Raw genomic sequence first — 20,209 nt, forward strand, 5'->3', positions numbered from 1 at the left:
AGAGGGATGCGCCGGACCCGGATCGCCTCGGTGACCGTTGCCCGTCCCCTGCTCCCCAGCGTCTCCGCCACCGATTCCCCCTCCCCCCGCCGTCGGGCCGTCACGGGGCCGGGTGACCGGTGCCCCGTCGTGACGGCTAGGACACCGTGCGGGCCGCCGCGAGCAGGCGGGTCACGTCCTGCGAGCAGATCGTCAGGGCCGCGCCCACCGTGGCCAGGACGTCGCGTTCCGCGGGGGTGTAGGGGCCGTCGGCGAGGGCGATGCGGGCGCCCTGGAGGAGGATCGACTCACGGCCGGTGGGGGCGAGGTGCGGGGCGAGCGGGTCCAGGGCCTCGTGCAGCTCTATGGCCAGGCTCGCGCCGCCGCCCGGTTCGCCGCAGACCCGGCCGGTGTCGGCGGCCACGGCGTCGACCAGGGCGCTGAGCCCGTCCGCCGTGCAGTCGTCGAAGCCGGCGGAGCGGACGGCGGCGGCGGCCGTCTCCAGGGACGTACGGGAGCAGGTGCCGCCCGCGGCGAGGACCGCCAGGGCCACGGTGTGGACGGCGTCGCGGAGCATCGCGGCGAAGCGGGTGGTGGTCGGGTGGTCGAGGACGTCCGTGCCGTAGTGGTGGCCGCAGGCCGCGCACTCCACGACCGGACCCGTCTCCCCGCGCGGCACGACGGGCAGGCCGGCGAGGGTGAGGCGGCGGCGTCCGGTGAGGCGCTGGTAGTTGCGGTCGCCCCCGCAGCCGGGGCAGAAGAACTCGCCGTCGCCGACGGTGGTCCACGCGGTGCGAACGCCGAGGACCTGCGAAATGCGGCCCTTGCGGGCTTCTGGGCCGTTGCGTCCCCGTCCTGGCAGCACGTCGCACCTCCGTCCTCGCCGCGGCAACATCGCCGCTGCTGGCGTGATGTTAGCCACATTGTTGAGGCGGAGTCAGTACCCCGGACGAGACCTCCTCGTGATCTTCGGCCGAAATGGCCGGTGCACGACACGGCCCCGTCCGCCTCAGAAGGCGGACGGGGCCGTGAACGTGGAGGTCAGAGGGTCAGCGGGCGGCTCGGTTGACCGCGGAGACGACCGCCTTCAGCGAGGCACGTGTCGTATTCGCGTCGATGCCGATCCCCCACAGGACCTTTCCGTCGATCGCGCATTCGATGTACGAGGCGGCCTGCGCGGAGGCGCCCTCACTCATCGTGTGCTCCTGGTAGTCCAGCAGGCGTACGTCGATGCCGATGGACTGCAGGGCGTCGAAGAACGCGGAGATCGGGCCGTTGCCGGTGCCGGTCAGGACGGTGTCCTCGCCGTCGACGGTGGCCTCGACCGTCAGGGTGTCGACGCCGTCCTTGTCGGTGGTCGTCTGACCCGTCCTCACCTGGATGCGGCCCCACGGGTTGTCCGGGTTCGGCAGGTACTCGTCCTGGAAGACGTCCCAGATCTCCTTCGGCGTGATCTCGCCGCCCTCGGCGTCCGTCTTCGCCTGGATGATCTTCGAGAACTCGATCTGCATCCTGCGCGGCAGGTCCAGCTTGTGGTCGTTCTTCAGGACGTAGGAGATACCGCCCTTGCCGGACTGCGAGTTGACGCGGATGACGGCCTCGTAGGAGCGGCCGACGTCCTTGGGGTCGATCGGCAGGTAGGGCACCGCCCACTCGATGTCGTCGACCGTGACGCCCTTGGCCTTCGCGTCCGCCTCCATGGCGTCGAAGCCCTTCTTGATGGCGTCCTGGTGGGAGCCGGAGAAGGACGTGTAGACGAGGTCCCCGATGTAGGGGTGGCGCGGGTGGACCTCCATCTGGTTGCAGTACTCCCAGGTACGGCGGATCTCGTCGATGTGGGAGAAGTCGATCTGCGGGTCGACGCCCTGGGAGAAGAGGTTCATGCCCAGGGTGACCAGGTCGACGTTGCCGGTGCGCTCGCCCTGGCCGAACAGGCAGCCCTCGACGCGGTCGGCGCCCGCCATCACCGCCAGCTCGGCTGCGGCGACGGCCGTGCCGCGGTCGTTGTGCGGGTGGGCGGACAGGCAGACGAACTCGCGGCGGGAGAGGTTGCGGTGCATCCACTCGAAGCGGTCCGCGTGCGTGGACGGGGTCGAACGCTCCACGGTGGCGGGCAGGTTGAGGATGATCTCGCGGTCCGGGCCGGGCTGCCAGACGTCCATGACCGACTCGCAGACCTCCAGGGCGAAGTCCAGCTCGGTGTCGGTGAAGATCTCGGGGCTGTACTGGTAGCCGAACTCGGTCTCGGGGCCCAGCAGCTTCTCCGCGTACTCCATCACCAGCCGGGTGCCGTCGACGGCGATCTGCCTGATCTCGTCCTTGGAACCGCGGAAGACGACCCGGCGGAAGACCGGGGCGGTCGCGTTGTACAGGTGGACGTTGGCGCGCCGCGCGCCCTTCAGGGACTCCACGGTCCGCTCGATCAGGTCCTCGCGGGCCTGGGTCAGGACGGAGATCGTCACGTCCTCCGGGATCGCGCCCTCCTCCTCGATGATGGAGCGCACGAAGTCGAAGTCGGTCTGGCCGGAGGCCGGGAAGCCGATCTCGATCTCCTTGTAGCCCATCTTCACCAGCAGGTCGAACATGGCGCGCTTGCGCACCGGCGACATGGGGTCGATCAGGGCCTGGTTGCCGTCGCGCAGGTCGGTGGAGAGCCAGCGCGGGGCCCTGGTGATCCGCTGGTCGGGCCAGGTGCGGTCGGGGATGTCGACCTGCTCGTACGGCCGGTACTTGTGGATCGGCATGGAGGTGGGCTGCTGGCGGTTCGCCATGATGCGTGGGCTCCTCAAGGGGTCCGGAAGGACGGCCGACGACGCAACGCCAAGCACCGCGGGGAGGGAGTCGGCCTCGACTACAGGCCCTCGCCGCGGCAGCTAAGGAGAAGCAGCCCGAAACGCATGATGCTCCGCATGCTAGCCGAGGCGCGCCGGATGCGAAGGCCTGTATCAGTATGCGGGACCAGGGGCAGCTTTCGGACAAAGAGTTCTTAAAGTCACATTTGCCGTGCGGTCCCCGCTCGGCGACAGTCCTGCGGACCCCCGGCACGCGCGGCGACGTGCAGGAGTCGGTGCCGCTTGGTCGCGGGCTGCCGGGCGGTCCGACGCGGGCGCGCTCCAGTCACCGTTTGCCCGGTACGTCCCCGGGTACTGCGATCCGTCGTCGACCCCTCGTCCAGGACCGCACACCCACGGGAGGCCCGTATGTCCGCCCCCATCCCGTCCGCGTCCAAGGTGGCCGTGATCACCGGATCCGACTCCGGTATCGGCCGCGCCACCGCCGTCCGCCTGGCCGAGGCGGGGATGGACATCGGCATCACCTGGCACAGCGACCAGAAGGGCGCCGAGCAGACCGCCGAGGAGGTCCGCGGCAAGGGGCGGCGGGCCGCCGTGGCCCAGGTGGACCTCACCCGGCTTCCCGAGGCCGCCGACAGGGTCGACGCACTGTGCGAGGAACTCGGCCGCATCGACGTCCTGGTCAACAACGCCGGTACGGGCACCATGACCCCCTTCCTGGACCTGGGCCTGGACGATGTGCGCCGGGTCCTGGACGTCGACCTGCTCGGCCCGTTCCTGTGCGGTCAGCGCGCGGCGCGGAGGATGATCCGGCAGGGCGACGGCGGCCGGATCGTCAACGTGACCTCCGTGCACGAACACCAGCCGCGGGTGGGTGCGGCCCCGTACTGCGCGGCCAAGGGCGGTCTCGGCCTGCTCACCCAGGTCATGGCCCTGGAACTGGCCGCGCACGGCATCACCGTGAACGCGGTGGCGCCCGGCGAGATCGCCACGCCCATGACCGGGCAGGAGGACACGGACATGCACACCGAGCGCCGGCCCGGGGTTCCGCTCGGGCGGCCGGGTGACGCCCGCGAGGTGGCGGCCGTGATCGCCTTCCTCGCCGGCCCCGACGCCTCCTACGTCACCGGCGCCTCCTGGAGCGTGGACGGCGGCATGCTCCGCATGGGCCCGATGGCCGGCTCCCATATGGCCGGTGACGACTGGCGGCGCCCCTGACCCGGGACGGCGGCCGTGAAGCGAGAGGGCGGGCTCAGTCCACCCCGCGGATCCGCCCCACCAGCCCCGCCCCCGCGATCCCGATCAGCGCCGCCACCAGGTAGAGGACCCGGTATCCCCCGAGGTAGGTGACGATCGGTGCCGCCAGCGCGGGGGCCGCGACCTGGGGCAGGGCGTTGGCGACATTGATGACCCCCAGGTCCTTGCCCCGGTCCAGTGCCCTCGGCAGGACATCCGTCATCAGGGCGAAGTCCACCGACGTGAACACCCCGAAGCCCACGCCCAGCACCGCCGCCGCCACGATCGCCCCCGGCCAGGTCTGCCAGGCCGACAGGGCGGCCGTCGCCACCGCCATCAGCACCCCGGACCAGATCACGAACGGCTTGCGGCGGCCCACCCGGTCCGACCAGACTCCGCCGACCACGACCGTCGCCAGCAGCGTCACCCCGTTCACCGCCGTGAGGATCAGGACGCCCTGGTCAGGGTCGTGGTAGTGGACGCGGTCCCGCAGGTAGTAGAGCAGGTACAGCAGGACCAGGGCGTTGCTGAGGTTGATCAGGAAGCGGGTCAGCCAGGCCCAGCCCAGATCCGGGTGGCGGCGCGGGCTCAGCCAGAAGCCGGCCAGGAAGCCCCGCCAGGACCAGGGCGGGCGGGCCGCCACCGGCAGCCGCAGATCCCGGTGGGCGAGGACGTACGGCAGGACGCCCGCCACCGTGAACACCGCGCACGCCGCGTAGCCCGCCCCGGTGCCCCCGGCCGCCGTCGCCAGCCCCGTCCCGCCGACCACGCCGAGGATCTGCGCCGCCCCCAGCCAGCCGCCCACCGAACCCCGCTGCGGCCGGGGCACCCGGTCCGGTACCGCCGCCGTCACCGCCGCGAACGCCGCGTTCAAGGTCAGCTGCACCAGGCACCAGCCGAGCGCCATGGTCCAGGGGCCGCCCGCGCCCGCGAGCAGCAGCAGCGACACCGCGCCGCCCGCGGTACCGGCCACGATCCACGGGGTACGGCGGCCCCGGCGCGCCGTCGTCCGGTCCGACAGGGCGCCGAAGAACGGGTTCGCCACCAGCGACACCGCCGCGCCCGCGCCCGTCACCCAGGCCAGCATCGTCTCCTTGGACATCCCGGAGCCGGGCGCGAAGTCCTTCGCCTGGGAGGCCAGCAGGATCTGCAGCGGGCCGTACCAGCCGACCCAGATCGCCCCGTTGGCCAGCGACAGGGCGGCGGTCCAGCCCCGGCCGACCCGTCGGACGGGTTCGGCGAGGGCGTCGACGTCGGGCAGGGCCCGGTCGGCCGTCGTCATCCTCGGGCCCGCAGAAGGTCCCGGAACCAGCCGTAGGACGCCTTCGGCGTCCTCTCCAGCGTCTTGTGGTCCACGTGCACCAGCCCGAACCGGCGCGCGTACCCCTCGGCCCACTCGAAGTTGTCCAGCAGCGACCAGACGAAGTAGCCGCGCACGTCGACACCCGCCGCCAGAGCCCGGTGCAGGGCCCGGATGTGCCCGTCCAGGTAGGCGATGCGCTCCTGGTCGTCGACGCCCTCGTAGGAGCAGCCGTTCTCGGTGATGACCACGGGCGGCAGCCGGTCGCCGTAGCGCGCGCGGAAGCCGGTCAGCAGCTCGGTGAGCGCCTCGGGGACCACCGGCCAGCCGAAGTCGGTGACCGGGTGGCCCTCGATCTCCCGGACGGAGAAGGGCAGTTCGGCGGGGAGTGTCAGGCCGCCGAACTCGATCTCCGCGCCCTGTGGGGCGCCCACCCGCGTCGGCGCGTAGTAGTTGATCCCGTACCAGTCGACCGGCTCCGCGATCACCTTCAGGTCCGCGTCGACGTCTTCGGGGTTTCCCGGCATCAGCTCGCCGATGCCTTCCGGGTACCGGCCGAGCAGCAGCGGGTCCGAGAACAACCGGTTCAGCAGGATGTCGTAGAACTCCGCCGCCTCCACGTCCTCCTGCTTCTGGGACGCCGGCCACGTCGGGCCGTGCGAGTTGGCGATCCCGATGTCGCTCGCCCCGGCCGCGCGCAGCGCCCGTACGGCCAGGCCGTGGGCCAGCAGCTGGTGGTGGGCCACCGGCAGGGCGTCGAACATCAGCTGCCTGCCGGGCGCGTGCGCCCCCAGAGCGTGGCCCAGCAGCGTGTGCTCGGCGGGTTCGTTGAGGGTGATCCACTTGTGCACGCGGTCGCCGAGACGGCCGGCCACCACCGACACGTACTCGGCGAAACGCGACGCCGTGTCCCGCTGGAGCCAGTCCAGCGTGACCGGCAGGTCCCAGTGGAAGAGGGTCACGACCGGGCGTACGCCCGCCGCGCACAGCTCGTCGACCAGGCGGTCGTAGAAGTCGAGGCCGCCGGGGGTGTTCACCCGGGGCCAGGAGACGGAGAAGCGGTACGCGTCCACGCCCAGGCCGGCCAGGAGCGCCACGTCCTCGCGGTAGCGGTGGTAGTGGTCGCAGGCCACCTCCGCGGTCGAGCCGTCCTTCACCCGGCCGGGCTCGGCGGTGAAGGCGTCCCACACCGAGGGCTCGCGCTCGTCGGCCGCCCCCTCGATCTGGTGGGCCGAGGTGGACACGCCCCACAGGAAGCCCGGCGGGAACTGAGGTATCGGATCCGTCGCCATGCGCTCGTCTGTCGCCATGCGCGGATCATCCTTACCGCCGGTAACAGAAGTCAACGGGCAGGCGTGAACAAGCAGTCAGGCCCCTTCCTTCAGTACCCGCGAGACCAGTTGCCGTTGCTCCTCGGTCAGCCGGGGATCGGCGGCGTACACCGTCCTGCCGTCCACGGTGATCTGGTAGCTGAACCCGTCGGGAACCCCCGCGGGGGGCGCGCCCTGGCCGGCTGCGAGCGCGCGCTCGGCCAGGGCATGCCACTCGGGTGCGTCGGGCCGCCCCGAGGTGTCCACCTCGGCCTGCCGCTCGATGCCCGCGAAACCGCCCGTGCGCCTGACGTGAATACGCATGGGTGTCTGTGTAGTACAGAACTACGCGGTCGGCACCCCCACCTCCTCCCAGGCCTTGAGCACCGCCTCCTGTTCCTGGCCGGTGGCGCCGTAGCGGGACTTGGCGGCCGTCACGGTCAGCTTCGCGAAGTCCGCGAAGGTCGCGTCCTGCTGAAGTTCGCCGCCGGTGAGCACGTCGTACCAGATCTGCCCGGCCCGCTCCCAGGCGTGCCCGCCGAGCGCGGTGGCGACCAGGTAGAAGGCGTGGTTGGGGATGCCGGAGTTGATGTGCACGCCGCCGTTGTCCTGGCTGGTCCTCACGTACCCGGCCATGGTCGCGGGCTGCGGGTCCTTGCCGAGCGCCGGGTCGTCGTACGCGGTGCCCGGCGCCTTCATGGAGCGCAGCGCCGTGCCGTTCACGTGCGGGGCGAGGAGTCCGGCGCCGATCAGCCAGTCGGCCCGGTCGGCGGTCTGGCCGAGGGTGTACTGCTTGATCAGCGAGCCGAAGACGTCCGAGACCGACTCGTTGAGGGCACCCGACTGGCCGAAGTAGGCCAGGTTCGCCGTGTACTGGGTGACACCGTGGGTGAGTTCGTGCCCGATGACGTCCACCGGCAGGGTGAAGTCGAGGAAGACCCTGCCGTCCCCGTCGCCGAACACCATCTGCTCGCCGTTCCAGAAGGCGTTGTCGTAGTCCTCGCCGAAGTGCACGCTGGCGTCCAGCGGGAGGCCCTTGCCGTCGATGGAGTCGCGGCCGTACGCCGTCCGGTACAGCTCGAAGGTGGCGCCGAGGCCCGCGTAGGCCCGGTTGACGGTGGCGTCCTTGCCGGGCTCGTCGCCCTCGCCGCGGACCTTCTTCCCCGGCAGCGTCTGGTGGTGCCCCGCGTCGTAGATGGTGCGGTGCGGCTGGCCGGCGGTGTCCTGGGGCGGGACCGCCGCGGGTGCGCCGATGACCGTGGTCAGCCGGCGGCGGGTGCGCTCCAGGGCGTCGCGCTCCAGGGTGCGGCGCGCGGGACTGGCGAGCGCGGCGTCCTCGTGCTGGGCGAGCTTGTCGAGGACGTGCGGTGGCACGATGGTGCAGAAGACGGGCCCGTGGCCCCCGTGACTGGTCATGTGCCGCACCATTGCACTGCGTCACCGCTCTGTCACCCCTCGCAACCATGATTGATGAAAAGGCGCGATACGGAGCGGTGTGTTCCACGAAGAGGTGGTATGGGTCTCCGCGCCCGAGGGCGGCGGCCCGCGGCGGCGAAGTCACCCGAGCGGCGGTGCAAGGCCGCGACGAAAAGCCCTACGGCTCTGTCGGCCCCGCGTCGTACTCTTGAAGTCGCGAGGTCGCCGTCAGTCGCGCGGCCGTACGGAGGAGGAATCGCAGGCCTACAGAGCCGGCCCATGACTCAGACACCCACAGCTCACACCCCCGCGCAGGGGCAGGCGAGTGCACAGATCACCGTCCCCGCCCAGCACCCGATGGTGATGGTGCTGGGTTCCGGCGACTCGCTGCTGCGCGTGATCGAGACGGCCTTCCCCGGGGTCGACATCCATGTCCGGGGCAACGAGATCAGCGCGGTCGGCGACGCGACGGAGGTCGCCCTGATCCAGCGCCTGTTCGCAGAGATGATGCTGGTGCTCCGCACCGGGCAGCCGATGACGGAGGACGCAGTGGAACGCTCGATCGCCATGCTCCGGGCGGGCGAGAACGGCGAGGCCGCGCAGGAGACCCCGGCGCAGGTGCTGACGCAGAACATCCTGTCGTCGCGCGGCCGCACCATCCGCCCGAAGACGCTCAACCAGAAGCGGTACGTGGACGCGATCGACAAGCACACGATCGTCTTCGGCATCGGCCCTGCGGGCACGGGCAAGACCTACCTCGCCATGGCGAAGGCGGTGCAGGCCCTGCAGTCCAAGCAGGTCACCCGCATCATCCTGACCCGTCCGGCGGTGGAGGCGGGCGAGCGCCTCGGCTTCCTGCCCGGCACCCTCTACGAGAAGATCGACCCCTACCTGCGCCCGCTGTACGACGCGCTGCACGACATGCTCGACCCCGACTCGATCCCCCGGCTGATGGCCGCGGGCACGATCGAGGTCGCCCCGCTCGCGTACATGCGCGGTCGCACGCTCAACGACGCCTTCATCATCCTGGACGAGGCCCAGAACACGAGCCCCGAGCAGATGAAGATGTTCCTCACCCGCCTCGGCTTCGACTCGAAGATCGTGATCACGGGTGACGTCACCCAGGTCGACCTCCCGGACGGCACCAAGAGCGGTCTGCGCCAGGTCCAGGAGATCCTGGAGGGCGTCGAGGACGTCCACTTCTCCCGGCTGTCGTCGCACGATGTCGTACGGCACAAGCTGGTCGGCCGTATCGTCGACGCGTACGAGCAGTACGACAGCAAGCACGGCACCCAGAACGGCACGCACAAGGGCCAGAACCGGGGCAAGGCCGGGCACAAGGGGAAGTAGAGACCGAGCACCACATGTCGATCGACGTCAACAACGAGTCCGGAACCGAGGTCGACGAGCAGGCGATCCTCGACATCGCCCGCTACGCGCTCGCACGGATGCGCATCCACCCGCTCTCCGAGCTCTCGGTGATCGTCGTGGACGCCGACGCCATGGAGCAGCTGCACGTGCAGTGGATGGACCTGCCGGGGCCCACGGACGTCATGTCCTTCCCGATGGACGAGCTGCGGCCGCCGTCCAAGGACGACGACGAGCCCCCGCAGGGCCTGCTCGGCGACATCGTGCTGTGCCCCGAGGTCGCCGCCAAGCAGGGCGCCGAGGCCCCGACGCAGCACTCCATGGACGAGGAGCTGCAGTTGCTCACCGTCCACGGGGTGCTGCACCTGCTGGGCTACGACCACGAGGAACCGGACGAGAAGGCCGAGATGTTCGGTCTGCAGGCCGCCATTGTGGACGGCTGGCGCGCGGAGAGGGGCCTGACGGGCCCGTCCCCGGCCCCCACCGTGTCATGAGCCCCCAGCTCGTCGTCGGCGCGATCGCCCTGGTCGTCGTCGCCTGGCTCGCCGCCTGCGCGGAGGCGGGCCTGGCGCGCGTCTCCAGCTTCCGCGCCGAGGAGGCCGTCAGGGCGGGCCGACGCGGCAGCGCCAAGCTCGCCCAGGTCGCCGCGGACCCGACCCGCTATCTGAACGTGGCGCTGCTGGTCCGTGTCGCCTGCGAGATGGCCGCCGCCGCGCTGGTCACCTACGCCTGCCTGAAGGAGCTCAGCGGGACCGCCGAGGCCCTGCTGGTGGCGATCGCGGTCATGGTCCTGGTGTCGTACGTCGCCGTCGGCGTCTCCCCGCGCACGATCGGCCGCCAGCACCCGCTGAACACGGCCACGGTGGCGGCGTACGTCCTGGTGCCGCTGGCCCGGATCATGGGCCCGATCCCGTCCCTCCTCATCCTCATCGGTAACGCGCTCACCCCCGGCAAGGGCTTCCGCCGCGGCCCCTTCGCCTCCGAGGCGGAGCTGCGCGCCCTGGTCGACCTCGCCGAGAAGGAGTCCCTGATCGAGGCCGAGGAGCGCCGCATGGTGCACTCGGTGTTCGAGCTGGGCGACACCCTCGTGCGGGAGGTGATGGTGCCGAGGACGGACCTGGTCACCATCGAGCGCTTCAAGACGATCCGCCAGGCCCTCACCCTGGCCCTGCGCTCCGGTTTCTCGCGCATCCCGGTCACCGGGGAGAGCGAGGACGACGTCGTCGGGATCGTGTACCTGAAGGACCTGGTCCGCAAGACGCACATCAGCCGGGACGCCGAGTCGGAGCTGGTGTCCACCGCCATGCGGCCGGCCGCCTTCGTGCCCGACACCAAGAACGCGGGAGACCTGCTGCGCGAGATGCAGAAGGATCGCAACCACGTCGCCGTCGTCATCGACGAGTACGGCGGCACGGCCGGCATCGTCACCATCGAGGACATCCTCGAGGAGATCGTCGGCGAGATCACCGACGAGTACGACCGCGAGCTGCCGCCGGTGGAGGAGCTGGGCGACGACCGCTACCGGGTCACCGCCCGTCTGGACATCGGCGACCTGGGCGAGCTGTACGGGCTCGAGGCGTTCGACGACGAGGACGTGGAGACCGTCGGCGGTCTGCTCGCCAAGGCCCTGGGCCGGGTGCCCATCGCCGGGGCGTCGTCCGTGGTGGAGCTTCCGGACGGCCGGGAACTGCGCCTGACGGCGGAGGCCGCGGCGGGCCGCCGCAACAAGATCGTGACGGTGCTGGTCGAGCCGGTGGGCCCGGTGGATCCCGCCGAGGACGAGGAGAAGAAGCCCGAGTGACCCCGCAGGAGCTGCGCGCCTTCTGTCTGTCGTTCAACGCGGCGGTGGAGGACTTCCCGTTCAACCCGGACACCTCGGTCTTCAAGGTGCAGGGCAAGCTCTTCGCGCTGACGGACCTTCAGGCGCGGCCCCTGAAGGTCAACCTCAAGTGCGACCCGGACGACGCGGTGCGGCTCCGCCGCGAGCACGAGGGCCTGATCGTCCCCGGCTGGCACATGAACAAACGCCACTGGAACACGGTCACGGTCGACGGCGAACTCCCGGACCGCCTGGTCCGGGAGCTCATCGAGGACTCGTACGACCTGGTCGTCGCCGGCCTACCGCGCGCCGACCGCCTCCGCCTCGACCGCCCCTGAGCCGCTCGCACGCCGGGTGCGCAGTCCCAGCGCCACCAGCACCGCCGCCACCAGGACGATCACCGCGTCCAGCGCGATCACCGTGTGCACGCCCGACAGCAGGTCCGTCGAGGTGGTGGCAAGGACGCCGAGGAGCGGGATGCCGACCGTGATGCCGACCTGCTGGGTGGAGGTGACCAGGCCGGTGGCCAGGCCCTGCTCCTCGTCCGGGACACCCGAGGTGACCGTCAGGCCGTAGGAGATGATCGCGCCCAGGTGGCACATGCTGGCCAGGGAGACGGCGGCCGTGGCGAGCCACACCGACCAGACGTGGCTGTTCAGGCCCAGCAGGCCGGCGATCAGCGCGCCCTGCCCGGCGAGCGAGCCGACCAGCGTGCGGCGGGCGCCGAAGCGGCCGATCACCTTGGGGGCGTATGTGCCCGCCACCGCCGACAGCACGCCCTGGAAGCCGAAGACCAGACCGGTCTCGAAGGCGGACAGACGCAGGACCTCCTGCAGGTAGAGGGTCAGCACGAAGACCACCGTCGACATCATCGAGAAGGTGACCAGGCCGCCCAGGTTGCCCCACGCCACCGTGCGGCGGCGCAGCATGGGCAGCGACACCAGGGGCTGCGCGGTGCGGGACTCGACCAGGGCGAACGCCGTCAGCAGAAGGGCGCCGACGACCAGCGTCACGATGACGTCCGCGCGGCCGAAGCCGTGGTCGGCGGCCGTCGACAGGGCGTAGATCAGAGAGAGCAGGCCGCCGGTGACGGTGATCGCGCCGGGTATGTCGAGGCGCGGAAGCTCGGGGGTGCGGGACTCGGGCAGCAGGCCGGGGGCGAGCGGGAGCACGATCAGCGCGAAGACCGACAGCAGGCCCATGGTGGAGCGCCAGCCGAGGGCGTCGGTGAGGACGCCGCCCGCGACCATGCCGACCGTGAAGCCCAGCGACAGCAGCGTGCCGGAGATGCCGAGGGCGCGGTCGCGGGCCGGGCCCTCCGGGAAGGTGGTGGTGAGCAGCGACATCCCGGTGGGCACGATCGCCGCCGCGCCGAGGCCCTGAAGGGCGCGGCCCGCCAGGAACGAGGCCGGGTCCCAGGCGAAGGTCGCGAGCAGCGAGGCGGCGCCGAACAGGGCCAGGCCGGTCAGGAACAGCCTGCGGCGCCCGTAGAGGTCGCCGATCCGGCCGAACAGGAGCAGGAAGCCACCGGAGGGCAGGGCGAACGCGGTGACCGCCCACTGAAGGGCGGAACGGCTCATTCCCAGGTCGTCGCCGAGGACGGGCAGCGCCACGTTCAGGACGGAGAAGTCCAGCGCGACCGTGAACTGGGCCGCGCACAGCACGAAGAGGACGAGTTTGTCGCGCGTCGACAGCCGGGGGTTGTCGAGTGGTTCGCGTGCGGGGGTGGTTGAGGTGGAGGTGTCGATCGCCATGGGCAAGAGCCTCGTGCGAACGGAACATCCGTGGGGAGTCGGCACTTATGGTGGTGCTGGCACCACCAGACAGGACGGGGGGATCCGTACGTGCCCGAGGACGCGCTGAAGAGCCATCGGCTGCGGGAGTTGCGCGAGTTCCTGATGAGCAGGCGCGCCCGGGTCACCCCGGCGGAGGCCGGACTGCCCGCCGGCGGGCCGCGGCGCCGTACGCCCGGTCTGCGCCGCGAGGAGGTCGCCGTGCTGGCCGGGGTGGGCGTCTCCTGGTACCAGTGGCTGGAGCAGGGTCGGGACATCTCCGTCTCCCCGCAGGTACTGGACGCGGTGGCGCGGGTGCTGCGGCTCAGCAACGCCGAGCGCCGGCATCTGTACGTCCTGGCCGGGCTGAACCCGCCCGCGCCCGAACCGGCGCCCGATCACGGCTGCGAGGGCATGCGGCGGCTGATCGACGCCTGGATGCCGTATCCGGCCCACATCATGGACCGGTACTACAACTGCGTGATGTACAACGACGCCGCGGGCTGGGTGCTCGGGATGCGGCCGGAGATCACGCAGAACTGCATCGTCGACTTCTTCACCGACCCGCTGTACCGCTCCCGCTCCCACAGCTGGGAGCAGAACGCGCACACGGTCGTCGCACAGTTCCGGGCGATGTGCTCGGACAACCCCGACGACGAGGGGTTCCGGGCAGTGCTGGCCGAACTCAGGGCGGTGAGCCCGGAGTTCGCCGAGCTGTGGGAGCGGCGGGACATCAAGGACGCCGGGGTGGTCCGCAAGGAGCTGGACCATCCGCTGGTGGGGCTGCTGTGCGTGGAGTCGACGGCGCTGAAGGTGCCGGCGCGGCCCGACCTGACGATCGTGCTCCACACCCCGCTGGAGGAGGCGAACACCACGGCGAAGCTGGAGTGGCTGGCCTCGCCGCAGGGCAGGCGCGGGGCGATGTACCCCGTGGCGGGATGACCTCGGCGTTGTCCCGTCACGGGACGACTTCGGCGGTACCCCGTCGCGGGACGACCTCGGCGGTACCCCGTCGCGGATGACCGCGGCGTACCCCGTCGCGGGACGACCTCGGCGGTACCCCGTCGCGGGACGACCGCGGCGGTACCCCGTCGCGGATGACCGCGGCGTACCCCGTCGCGGGACGACCTCGGCCGCTCTTCGTATGCTCGTGGCATGACCGACAGCAATGCGCTCGACCCCGAGGACCGCAAGATCGTCACCCTGGCCCGTTCGGCGCGGGCCCGCAACGGCGTGCCGGAGGGGGCCGCGGTGCGGGACGAGACCGGACGGACGTACGTCGCCGGGACCGTCGCCCTCGAGTCGCTGAAGCTGAGTGCCCTGCAGACGGCGGTGGCCATGGCGGTGGCTTCGGGCGCGAAGTCGCTGGAGGCGGCGGCGGTCGTCACGGAGGCCGAGGGCGCGTCCGCGGAGGACCGTGCGGCCGTACGGGACCTCGGCGGGCCTCAGACGCCTGTGCTGGTGGCCGGGCCGGACGGGACGGTTCGCGTCACGGTGACCGCGGGCTGAGGGCCCGCGCACGGTTGGATGAGAAAACTGACGGTTCGTCAGTCCACTTGCCGCATCTCCATTGACTTCTCACACAACCCGCACGTCAATGGCCCCCTGTCGGCGCAGAAGAGCCGCTGCGCCCGCAACCACACGAGGGGGCCGTCATGGCTTTACCGACTCGAAGACGCCGCTGGGCCTCGGTGCTCACGGTGACCGCCCTCGCGGTCGTCGGCGGGGGTGCCCTGGCCTGTCCGGCCGGCGCCGCCCCGCAGCAGGTGGACTTCCCCACCCACTGCATTCCGCCCGCGGTCGCGGGCATCCCCCCGATCGACGGCACCACCACCGCGAAGATCACGGTGGACAACGCCAGTCCCAAGGTCGGCGACACGGTCACCGTGACCTACACGGTGGTCAAGGCCGCCGCGAGCAACCCCACCGACCTCGCCCTGCCCGCCGACATCATGACGCCCACCGGCAAGGTCACCCTCGGCGGAGCCCAGACCGGGTCCGTCACGGTCACCGGGCCCAAGAAGAACGACCCCGTGCCGGGCAAGGGCGCCTTCCCGTCGTTCAGCATGACCGGCACCTTCACGGTCACCTCGCCCGGGGCCGTCACCCTGTCGCCGGGCGACTACAACATCCACACCAGCTACATCCTCGAACTGGACACCCCCTGCACGGTCACCAACCCGCCCGCGCCCGTCTCCGAGACGGTCACCGCGACGGACTCCACCCCGGTCAACAACCGTGCCATCACGCTCGGTTCGGCCTCCGGGAAACCCGGTGACAGCGTCACCGTCACCGGAAGCAACTTCACCCCGGGTGCGAGCGTCACCCTGGCGGGACGCTCCGGGGCCACCCAGAGCGCGGACACGGCGACCGTGACCGCGAACGCACAGGGTGCCTTCAGCGGCTCCCTCGTCGTGCGCGACAGGACGACGACCGGTGTCGTGGCCTACGAGGGCACCACCTGGAGCGCGGACAAGGGCGCCGGTCCGGCCGCGTACACCGTCGTGGACGACACGCCCGCCCCCGCGAACAGCCAGAAGCTCACCACCACGGTGAAGGCGGGCACCCTGTCGATGTCCCAGGCAGGGGACGCCGTCCAGCTGTCGGCGGTCGACTTCGGCAAGGGCGGGGCCTCGGCCGGCGCCCTGCGGACCGTGACTGTCAAGGACTACCGCGGCGGGCCCGCGGGCTGGTCCCTGACCGCCAAGGTCACCGACTTCACCGGCCCCGGCGCCAGGATCGACGCCGGAAAGCTGAGCTGGACCCCGGCCTGCACCACCAAGGCGGGCAGCCCCAGCACCTGCCGGGCCGGTTCGTCGGGCACGGTGGGAGCCTCGGGAGCGACCCTGGCGTCCACCCCGGACGGCACCCTCACCGGCGGTGAGTTCACCGTGGACGCCGGGCTCTCGCTCGACGTACCGACGTTCACGCCTCCCGGGTCGTACTCCGGCGTGCTCACCCTGACGCTCACCTGACCGTCCGGCGCATCCAGCCGGCCACGGGCGCCCTCGTACCGGGTCCGCACCCGCCCGTCCGCCTCTTTCCCGGGGGTCCGCACCCATGCGCAAGCTGTACGTCCTCCTCGTGTGCCTTCTGCCGGGTCTTCTCCTCGCCTCACCGGCGGTGCCCGCGCACGCCGCCGACAACGGCAGCTGGTCGGTCTACCCCGCCGCCTCCCCCCTCGGCGCGCGCCCGTACTTCTACCTCTCCGCCGACCCCGGTACGACCGTGAAGGACAAGGTCGTCGTCGCCAACAAGACGGGGAAGCCGCTCACCTTCCGGCTCTACGCGGCCGACGCCTACAACACCGCGCGCGACGGCGGGTTCGCCGTGCGGACGGCCACGGAGAAACAGCGGGGGGTGGGGGCCTGGGCGAAGCCCGCGAAAGCCTGGGTGACGGTCCCGGCGCACGGCTCGGTCACCGTGCCGTTCACGCTGCGGGTGCCCGACGGCGCCGAACCGGGCGACCACCCGGGGGCGCTGGTGGCGCTGGACATGGGGGTCCCCCCGCTCGAGGAGCGGGGGAGCGTCGACAAGGGGCACGGCTCGGTCGCGCTCGGTGTGCGGCGGGCCGTCGGCGCCCGTGTCTACCTCCGCGTCGGCGGCCCCACGCTCCCAGCCATCGCCGTGGAGGACGTCCGCGTCACCCACGACCAGCCCCTGGTCCCCGGCCTCGGGGACAGCACGGCGACCGTCTCCTACACCCTGCACAACACCGGCAACGTCACCCTCGACCCGAAGGTGGAGCTGCGGGCGACGGGCCTGTTCGGCCGGACGCTCCTGACGCGCTCCCTGTCGCGGATCCCCTCCGAGCTCCTGCCCGGTCAGCGCGTGCGGTTGTCCGAACCATGGCGGGACGCGCCCCAGTTCGACTGGGGCGACGTCACGTTGACGGTGAGCGCGAAGGACACGCGGGAGTCGGCGAGCGCCTCGTTCTTCGCGCTGCCGTGGCTGGTGGTCGCGGCAGTGTTCGTCGCGGGGGTCGTGGCGGGAGCGTCGGCGGTCAGAGCGCGTCGGGGCCGCGCTCGCCCGTCCGTACCCGTACGACCGTCTCGACCGGCAGCGCCCAGACCTTCCCGTCTCCGATCTTCCCCGTCTGCGCGGCCTTCACGATCGCGTCGATGACGGCGTCGGCGTCCGCGTCCTCGACCACGACCTCGATCCGGACCTTGGGCACGAGATCGACCCGGTACTCGGCCCCCCGGTACACCTCGGTGTGGCCGCGCTGGCGGCCGTAGCCGCTGGCCTCGGTCACGGTCAGGCCGTGCACGCCGAGTTCCTGCAGGGCCGTCTTGACCGCGTCGAGGCGGAACGGCTTGACGATCGCGGTGATGAGCTTCATGCCTGGGTCGTGACCTTCTGGGTGGTTGCGGGGACGGAGTGGGCGACCGGGGCGCCGTGGCCCAGGACCCCGTGATCGTAGGCGGTCTCGGCGTGCACCGTAAGGTCCAGTCCGGTGTGCTCCTGCTCCTCGCTCGCGCGGAAGCCCATCGTCTTGTCGATCAGCTTGCCGATGCCGTACGTCACGGCGAAGGCGTACAGCGCCACGACGACCACCGCGAGGAGCTGCTTGCCGAGCTGGGCGATCCCGCCGCCGTAGAGGAGGCCCTCGGCCCCGCCGGTCATCTCCTTCACCGCGAACAGGCCGATGAGGAGGGTGCCGATGACGCCGCCGACCAGGTGGACGCCGACGACGTCGAGCGAGTCGTCGTAGTTCAGCTTGAACTTCCAGCCGACCGCGTACGAGCAGACGACGCCGGCGGCGAGGCCGACGACCAGCGCGCCGAGCAGGGACACCGTGCCGCAGGACGGGGTGATGGCGACCAGGCCCGCGACCGCGCCGGACGCCGCGCCCAGAGTGGTGGGGTGGCCGTCGCGCATCTGCTCGACGAAGAGCCAGCCGAGCAGGCCGGTGCAGCCGGCGGCGAGGGTGTTGAGGAAGGCGGCCGCGGCAAGTCCGTTCGCGCCGAGGGCCGAACCGGCGTTGAAACCGAACCAGCCGAACCACAGCAGACCCGCGCCGAGCACCACCATGGGCAGGTTGTGGGGACGCATGGCGTCCTTCTTGAAGCCCAGACGCGGGCCGAGGACCAGGCACAGCGCCAGTCCGGACGCGCCGGAGGTGATCTCGACGGGCAGGCCGCCCGCGAAGTCGAGGGCGCCGAGCTTGTCCAGGATCCAGCCACCCGGACCCCACACCCAGTGGGTGACGGGAACGTATACGAGCAGGGCCCAGACGGGCACGAAGACCAGCCAGGCGCCGAACTTCGCGCGGTCCGCGACGGCGCCGCTGATCAGGGCGGCGGTGATGATCGCGAAGGTGAGCTGGAAGGTGGCGAAGAGGAGGGTGGGGACGGTGCCGTGGAGGCTGTCCGGGCCGAGGCCCGCCATGCCCGAATGCTTCAGCCCGCCGATGAGACCGGCGAACGCGTCGTCGCCGAAGGCGAGGGAGTAACCGCAGGCCAGCCACACCACCGTGACCAGGGCGATCGACACGAAGCTCATCATCAGCATGTTGAGCACGCTTTTCGTGCGGACCATGCCGCCGTAGAAGAGGGCGAGGCCGGGGGTCATCAGCAGCACGAGGGCGGTGGCGGCGAGCAGCCAGGCGGTGTCGCCGGTGTCGATGTGGGACGCGGCCAGGGTCACGGGCTCTCCTATGGTGCGGGGCTCGTCCGAGGGTCACCGGTGCTCGTTTCCTGTTGCGTACAGGTGTGTTTCCGTGACGTTTCGTGTTGCGGGAAGGTTTCCGGAACCTCACCGGGTTGCTCGCGGGGTCCCGGGCGCGGCCGGGCGTGCGGAGGGGCTCCGTGGATCAGGGAGAATGGGCGCCATGAGCGTGCGCACCCAGCCATCCGAGCCCACCGAGGCCGTCCACCGGGCGGGCTTCGCCTGTTTCGTGGGCCGTCCCAACGCGGGCAAGTCCACTCTGACGAACGCTCTGGTCGGGCAGAAGGTGGCGATCACCTCGAACCGGCCGCAGACGACGCGGCACACGGTGCGGGGCATCGTGCACCGGCCGGACGCGCAGCTGATCCTGGTGGACACACCGGGTCTGCACAAGCCGCGCACGTTGCTGGGCGAGCGCCTGAACGACGTGGTGCGCACGACGTGGGCGGAGGTCGACGTGATCGGCTTCTGTCTGCCCGCCGACCAGAAGATCGGCCCCGGGGACCGCTTCATCGCGAAGGAACTGGCGGGGATCAGGAAGACCCCGAAGGTCGCGATCGTCACGAAGACGGACCTGGTGGACTCCAAGGCCCTGGCCGAGCAGCTCATCGCGATCGACCGGCTGGGTGAGGAGCTGGGGATCGAGTGGGCGGAGATCGTCCCGGTGTCGGCGACCGCGAACAAGCAGGTGGACCTGCTGGCGGACCTGCTGATCCCGCTGCTGCCGGAGGGGCCGGCGCTGTACCCCGAGGGTGACCTGACCGACGAGCCGGAGCAGGTCATGGTGGCGGAGCTGATCCGTGAGGCCGCGCTGGAGGGCGTCCGGGACGAGCTGCCGCACTCGATCGCGGTGGTGGTGGAGGAGATGCTGCCGCGCGAGGACCGTCCGGCGGACAAGCCGCTGCTGGACATCCACGCGAACGTCTACATCGAGCGGCCGAGCCAGAAGGGGATCATCATCGGGCCCAAGGGCAAGCGGCTGAAGGAGGTCGGCATCAAGTCCCGCAAGCACATCGAAGCGCTGCTGGGGACGCCGGTGTTCCTGGACCTCCATGTGAAGGTGGCGAAGGACTGGCAACGGGACCCGAAGCAGCTGCGGCGCCTGGGCTTCTGAGAGGTTTCCGCCCCCGCCGCCCCTGCCCTTCCCGCCCACCAGGGGCTCCGCCCCTTCGACCCCACCGAGGACTCCGCCCCTGGAACCCCGGCGAGGACTGCGTCCCCCACACCTCTCGCGGGGCTCCGCCCCGGGCCCTGGCGGGGCCTGCGTCCCTCTGCACCCCTCACAGGGCTCCACCCCTGGACCCCCGCGAGGACTGCGTCCCCCACACCCCTCACGGGGCTCCGCCCCTGGACCCCGGCGGGAGTTCCGCCCCTACACCCTCACGGGGCTCCGCCCCGGGCCTGGCTAGGACTGCGTCCCTCTGCACGCCTTACGAGGCTCCGTCCCTGCACCCCCGCGAGGACTGCGTCCCCCACACCCCTCACGGGGCTCCGCCCCTGGACCCCGGCGGGAGTTCCGCCCCTACACCCTCACGGGGCTCCGCCCC

18 protein-coding genes and 1 pseudogene are annotated in these 20,209 nt (G+C 71.3%); 10 read left to right on the forward strand and 9 right to left on the reverse strand.

From position 1 onward, the window contains the following. Positions 1-136: 136 nt before the first annotated feature. Both ACIRC0_RS15650 and leuA read right to left on the reverse strand, forming a co-directional pair. Positions 137-844, reverse strand: a complete 708-nt coding sequence (locus tag ACIRC0_RS15650) for a TerB family tellurite resistance protein (RefSeq protein ID WP_403616289.1) — start codon at positions 842-844, stop codon at positions 137-139. Positions 845-1,028: 184 nt separating this feature from the next. After that, positions 1,029-2,750, reverse strand: a complete 1,722-nt coding sequence (gene leuA / locus ACIRC0_RS15655) for a 2-isopropylmalate synthase (protein ID WP_403616292.1) — start codon at positions 2,748-2,750, stop codon at positions 1,029-1,031. Positions 2,751-3,179: 429 nt separating this feature from the next. On the opposite strand from leuA, the gene ACIRC0_RS15660 reads away from it, so the two are divergent. Next, complete coding sequence (locus ACIRC0_RS15660; protein WP_403616295.1) at positions 3,180-3,989, forward strand: SDR family oxidoreductase; 810 nt, start codon at positions 3,180-3,182, stop codon at positions 3,987-3,989. Positions 3,990-4,023: 34 nt separating this feature from the next. Here ACIRC0_RS15660 and ACIRC0_RS15665 read toward each other — a convergent pair whose 3' ends face one another. The 4 genes from ACIRC0_RS15665 to ACIRC0_RS15680 are packed head-to-tail and all read right to left on the reverse strand — an operon-like array spanning position 4,024 to position 8,033. Further along, complete coding sequence (locus ACIRC0_RS15665) at positions 4,024-5,289, reverse strand: MFS transporter (protein WP_403616297.1); 1,266 nt, start codon at positions 5,287-5,289, stop codon at positions 4,024-4,026. Next, on the reverse strand, positions 5,286-6,617 hold the full coding sequence (locus tag ACIRC0_RS15670) for a GH1 family beta-glucosidase (protein ID WP_403616300.1): 1,332 nt from the start codon (positions 6,615-6,617) through the stop codon (positions 5,286-5,288). Before ACIRC0_RS15670 ends, ACIRC0_RS15665 begins: the two co-directional genes overlap by 4 nt. 57 nt (positions 6,618-6,674) lie before the next feature. Beyond that, positions 6,675-6,941, reverse strand: coding sequence for a protealysin inhibitor emfourin (locus tag ACIRC0_RS15675; RefSeq protein ID WP_388986461.1), 267 nt, complete (start codon positions 6,939-6,941; stop codon positions 6,675-6,677). A gap of 21 nt (positions 6,942-6,962) precedes the next feature. Further along, a complete protein-coding gene (locus ACIRC0_RS15680; RefSeq protein ID WP_403616304.1) occupies positions 6,963-8,033 on the reverse strand; it encodes a M4 family metallopeptidase in 1,071 nt (356 codons plus the stop codon). Between the two features lie 279 nt (positions 8,034-8,312). On the opposite strand from ACIRC0_RS15680, the gene ACIRC0_RS15685 reads away from it, so the two are divergent. From ACIRC0_RS15685 to ACIRC0_RS15700, 4 genes are read left to right on the forward strand one after another with little or no spacing between them, the layout of a single operon-like run. Further along, the gene (locus ACIRC0_RS15685; RefSeq protein ID WP_403616307.1) at positions 8,313-9,383 is read left to right on the forward strand and encodes a PhoH family protein; all 1,071 of its coding nucleotides are present in this window, start codon (positions 8,313-8,315) and stop codon (positions 9,381-9,383) included. Between the two features lie 14 nt (positions 9,384-9,397). Then, positions 9,398-9,895 carry an rRNA maturation RNase YbeY gene (gene ybeY / locus ACIRC0_RS15690; RefSeq protein ID WP_103838288.1) on the forward strand — a complete coding sequence of 166 codons (498 nt, stop codon included), beginning with the start codon at positions 9,398-9,400 and terminating at the stop codon, positions 9,893-9,895. After that, positions 9,892-11,202 carry a hemolysin family protein gene (locus ACIRC0_RS15695; protein WP_403616311.1) on the forward strand — a complete coding sequence of 437 codons (1,311 nt, stop codon included), beginning with the start codon at positions 9,892-9,894 and terminating at the stop codon, positions 11,200-11,202. The genes ybeY and ACIRC0_RS15695 overlap by 4 nt, the downstream gene beginning before the upstream one ends. Continuing rightward, a complete protein-coding gene (locus ACIRC0_RS15700; RefSeq protein ID WP_403616313.1) occupies positions 11,199-11,558 on the forward strand; it encodes an MmcQ/YjbR family DNA-binding protein in 360 nt (119 codons plus the stop codon). The genes ACIRC0_RS15695 and ACIRC0_RS15700 overlap by 4 nt, the downstream gene beginning before the upstream one ends. Here the strand turns inward: ACIRC0_RS15700 and ACIRC0_RS15705 are convergent. Beyond that, positions 11,520-12,974 carry an MFS transporter gene (locus ACIRC0_RS15705; protein ID WP_403616316.1) on the reverse strand — a complete coding sequence of 485 codons (1,455 nt, stop codon included), beginning with the start codon at positions 12,972-12,974 and terminating at the stop codon, positions 11,520-11,522. The genes ACIRC0_RS15700 and ACIRC0_RS15705 overlap by 39 nt on opposite strands. Before the next feature lie 144 nt (positions 12,975-13,118). On the opposite strand from ACIRC0_RS15705, the gene ACIRC0_RS15710 reads away from it, so the two are divergent. The 4 genes and pseudogenes from ACIRC0_RS15710 to ACIRC0_RS15725 all read left to right on the forward strand — a co-directional run. Then, positions 13,119-13,934 carry a helix-turn-helix transcriptional regulator gene (locus tag ACIRC0_RS15710; RefSeq protein ID WP_403616526.1) on the forward strand — a complete coding sequence of 272 codons (816 nt, stop codon included), beginning with the start codon at positions 13,119-13,121 and terminating at the stop codon, positions 13,932-13,934. Between the two features lie 213 nt (positions 13,935-14,147). Continuing rightward, positions 14,148-14,501: a cytidine deaminase gene (locus ACIRC0_RS15715; RefSeq protein ID WP_403616319.1), complete on the forward strand. Its 354-nt coding sequence runs from the start codon at positions 14,148-14,150 to the stop codon at positions 14,499-14,501. A gap of 146 nt (positions 14,502-14,647) precedes the next feature. Beyond that, entirely contained in the window at positions 14,648-15,967 is a 1,320-nt protein-coding gene (locus tag ACIRC0_RS15720) for a beta-xylosidase (RefSeq protein ID WP_403616321.1), read from the forward strand. An 85-nt stretch (positions 15,968-16,052) separates the two neighbouring features. After that, positions 16,053-17,099 (forward strand): annotated as a pseudogene (locus ACIRC0_RS15725) (WxL protein peptidoglycan domain-containing protein); the annotation flags it as partial. On the opposite strand, the gene ACIRC0_RS15730 reads toward ACIRC0_RS15725, so the two are convergent. Next, a complete protein-coding gene (locus tag ACIRC0_RS15730; protein ID WP_200417310.1) occupies positions 16,996-17,334 on the reverse strand; it encodes a P-II family nitrogen regulator in 339 nt (112 codons plus the stop codon). The pseudogene ACIRC0_RS15725 and the gene ACIRC0_RS15730 overlap by 104 nt on opposite strands. Continuing rightward, positions 17,331-18,641: an ammonium transporter gene (locus ACIRC0_RS15735; protein ID WP_403616323.1), complete on the reverse strand. Its 1,311-nt coding sequence runs from the start codon at positions 18,639-18,641 to the stop codon at positions 17,331-17,333. The genes ACIRC0_RS15730 and ACIRC0_RS15735 overlap by 4 nt, the downstream gene beginning before the upstream one ends. 184 nt (positions 18,642-18,825) lie before the next feature. Here ACIRC0_RS15735 and era point away from each other — a divergent pair, with 184 nt between their 5' ends. Next, positions 18,826-19,776, forward strand: a complete 951-nt coding sequence (gene era / locus ACIRC0_RS15740; RefSeq protein WP_200417311.1) for a GTPase Era — start codon at positions 18,826-18,828, stop codon at positions 19,774-19,776. The last annotated feature ends 433 nt before the right edge of the window (positions 19,777-20,209 follow it).

Source organism: Streptomyces sp. NPDC093984 (genome assembly GCF_044764595.1).
Classification (GTDB): Bacteria; Actinomycetota; Actinomycetes; order Streptomycetales; family Streptomycetaceae; genus Streptomyces; species Streptomyces cynarae.

Coding starts and splice junctions, on each gene's coding strand:
- leuA (WP_403616292.1), bottom strand. CDS start 2,750: ATGGCGAACCGCCAGCAGCCCACCTCCATGCCGATCCACAAGTACCGG.
- ACIRC0_RS15660 (WP_403616295.1), top strand. CDS start 3,180: ATGTCCGCCCCCATCCCGTCCGCGTCCAAGGTGGCCGTGATCACCGGA.
- ACIRC0_RS15665 (WP_403616297.1), bottom strand. CDS start 5,289: ATGACGACGGCCGACCGGGCCCTGCCCGACGTCGACGCCCTCGCCGAA.
- ACIRC0_RS15670 (WP_403616300.1), bottom strand. CDS start 6,617: ATGGCGACAGACGAGCGCATGGCGACGGATCCGATACCTCAGTTCCCG.
- ACIRC0_RS15675 (WP_388986461.1), bottom strand. CDS start 6,941: ATGCGTATTCACGTCAGGCGCACGGGCGGTTTCGCGGGCATCGAGCGG.
- ACIRC0_RS15680 (WP_403616304.1), bottom strand. CDS start 8,033: ATGACCAGTCACGGGGGCCACGGGCCCGTCTTCTGCACCATCGTGCCA.
- ACIRC0_RS15685 (WP_403616307.1), top strand. CDS start 8,313: ATGACTCAGACACCCACAGCTCACACCCCCGCGCAGGGGCAGGCGAGT.
- ybeY (WP_103838288.1), top strand. CDS start 9,398: ATGTCGATCGACGTCAACAACGAGTCCGGAACCGAGGTCGACGAGCAG.
- ACIRC0_RS15695 (WP_403616311.1), top strand. CDS start 9,892: ATGAGCCCCCAGCTCGTCGTCGGCGCGATCGCCCTGGTCGTCGTCGCC.
- ACIRC0_RS15705 (WP_403616316.1), bottom strand. CDS start 12,974: ATGGCGATCGACACCTCCACCTCAACCACCCCCGCACGCGAACCACTC.
- ACIRC0_RS15710 (WP_403616526.1), top strand. CDS start 13,119: ATGAGCAGGCGCGCCCGGGTCACCCCGGCGGAGGCCGGACTGCCCGCC.
- ACIRC0_RS15715 (WP_403616319.1), top strand. CDS start 14,148: ATGACCGACAGCAATGCGCTCGACCCCGAGGACCGCAAGATCGTCACC.
- ACIRC0_RS15720 (WP_403616321.1), top strand. CDS start 14,648: ATGGCTTTACCGACTCGAAGACGCCGCTGGGCCTCGGTGCTCACGGTG.
- ACIRC0_RS15730 (WP_200417310.1), bottom strand. CDS start 17,334: ATGAAGCTCATCACCGCGATCGTCAAGCCGTTCCGCCTCGACGCGGTC.
- era (WP_200417311.1), top strand. CDS start 18,826: ATGAGCGTGCGCACCCAGCCATCCGAGCCCACCGAGGCCGTCCACCGG.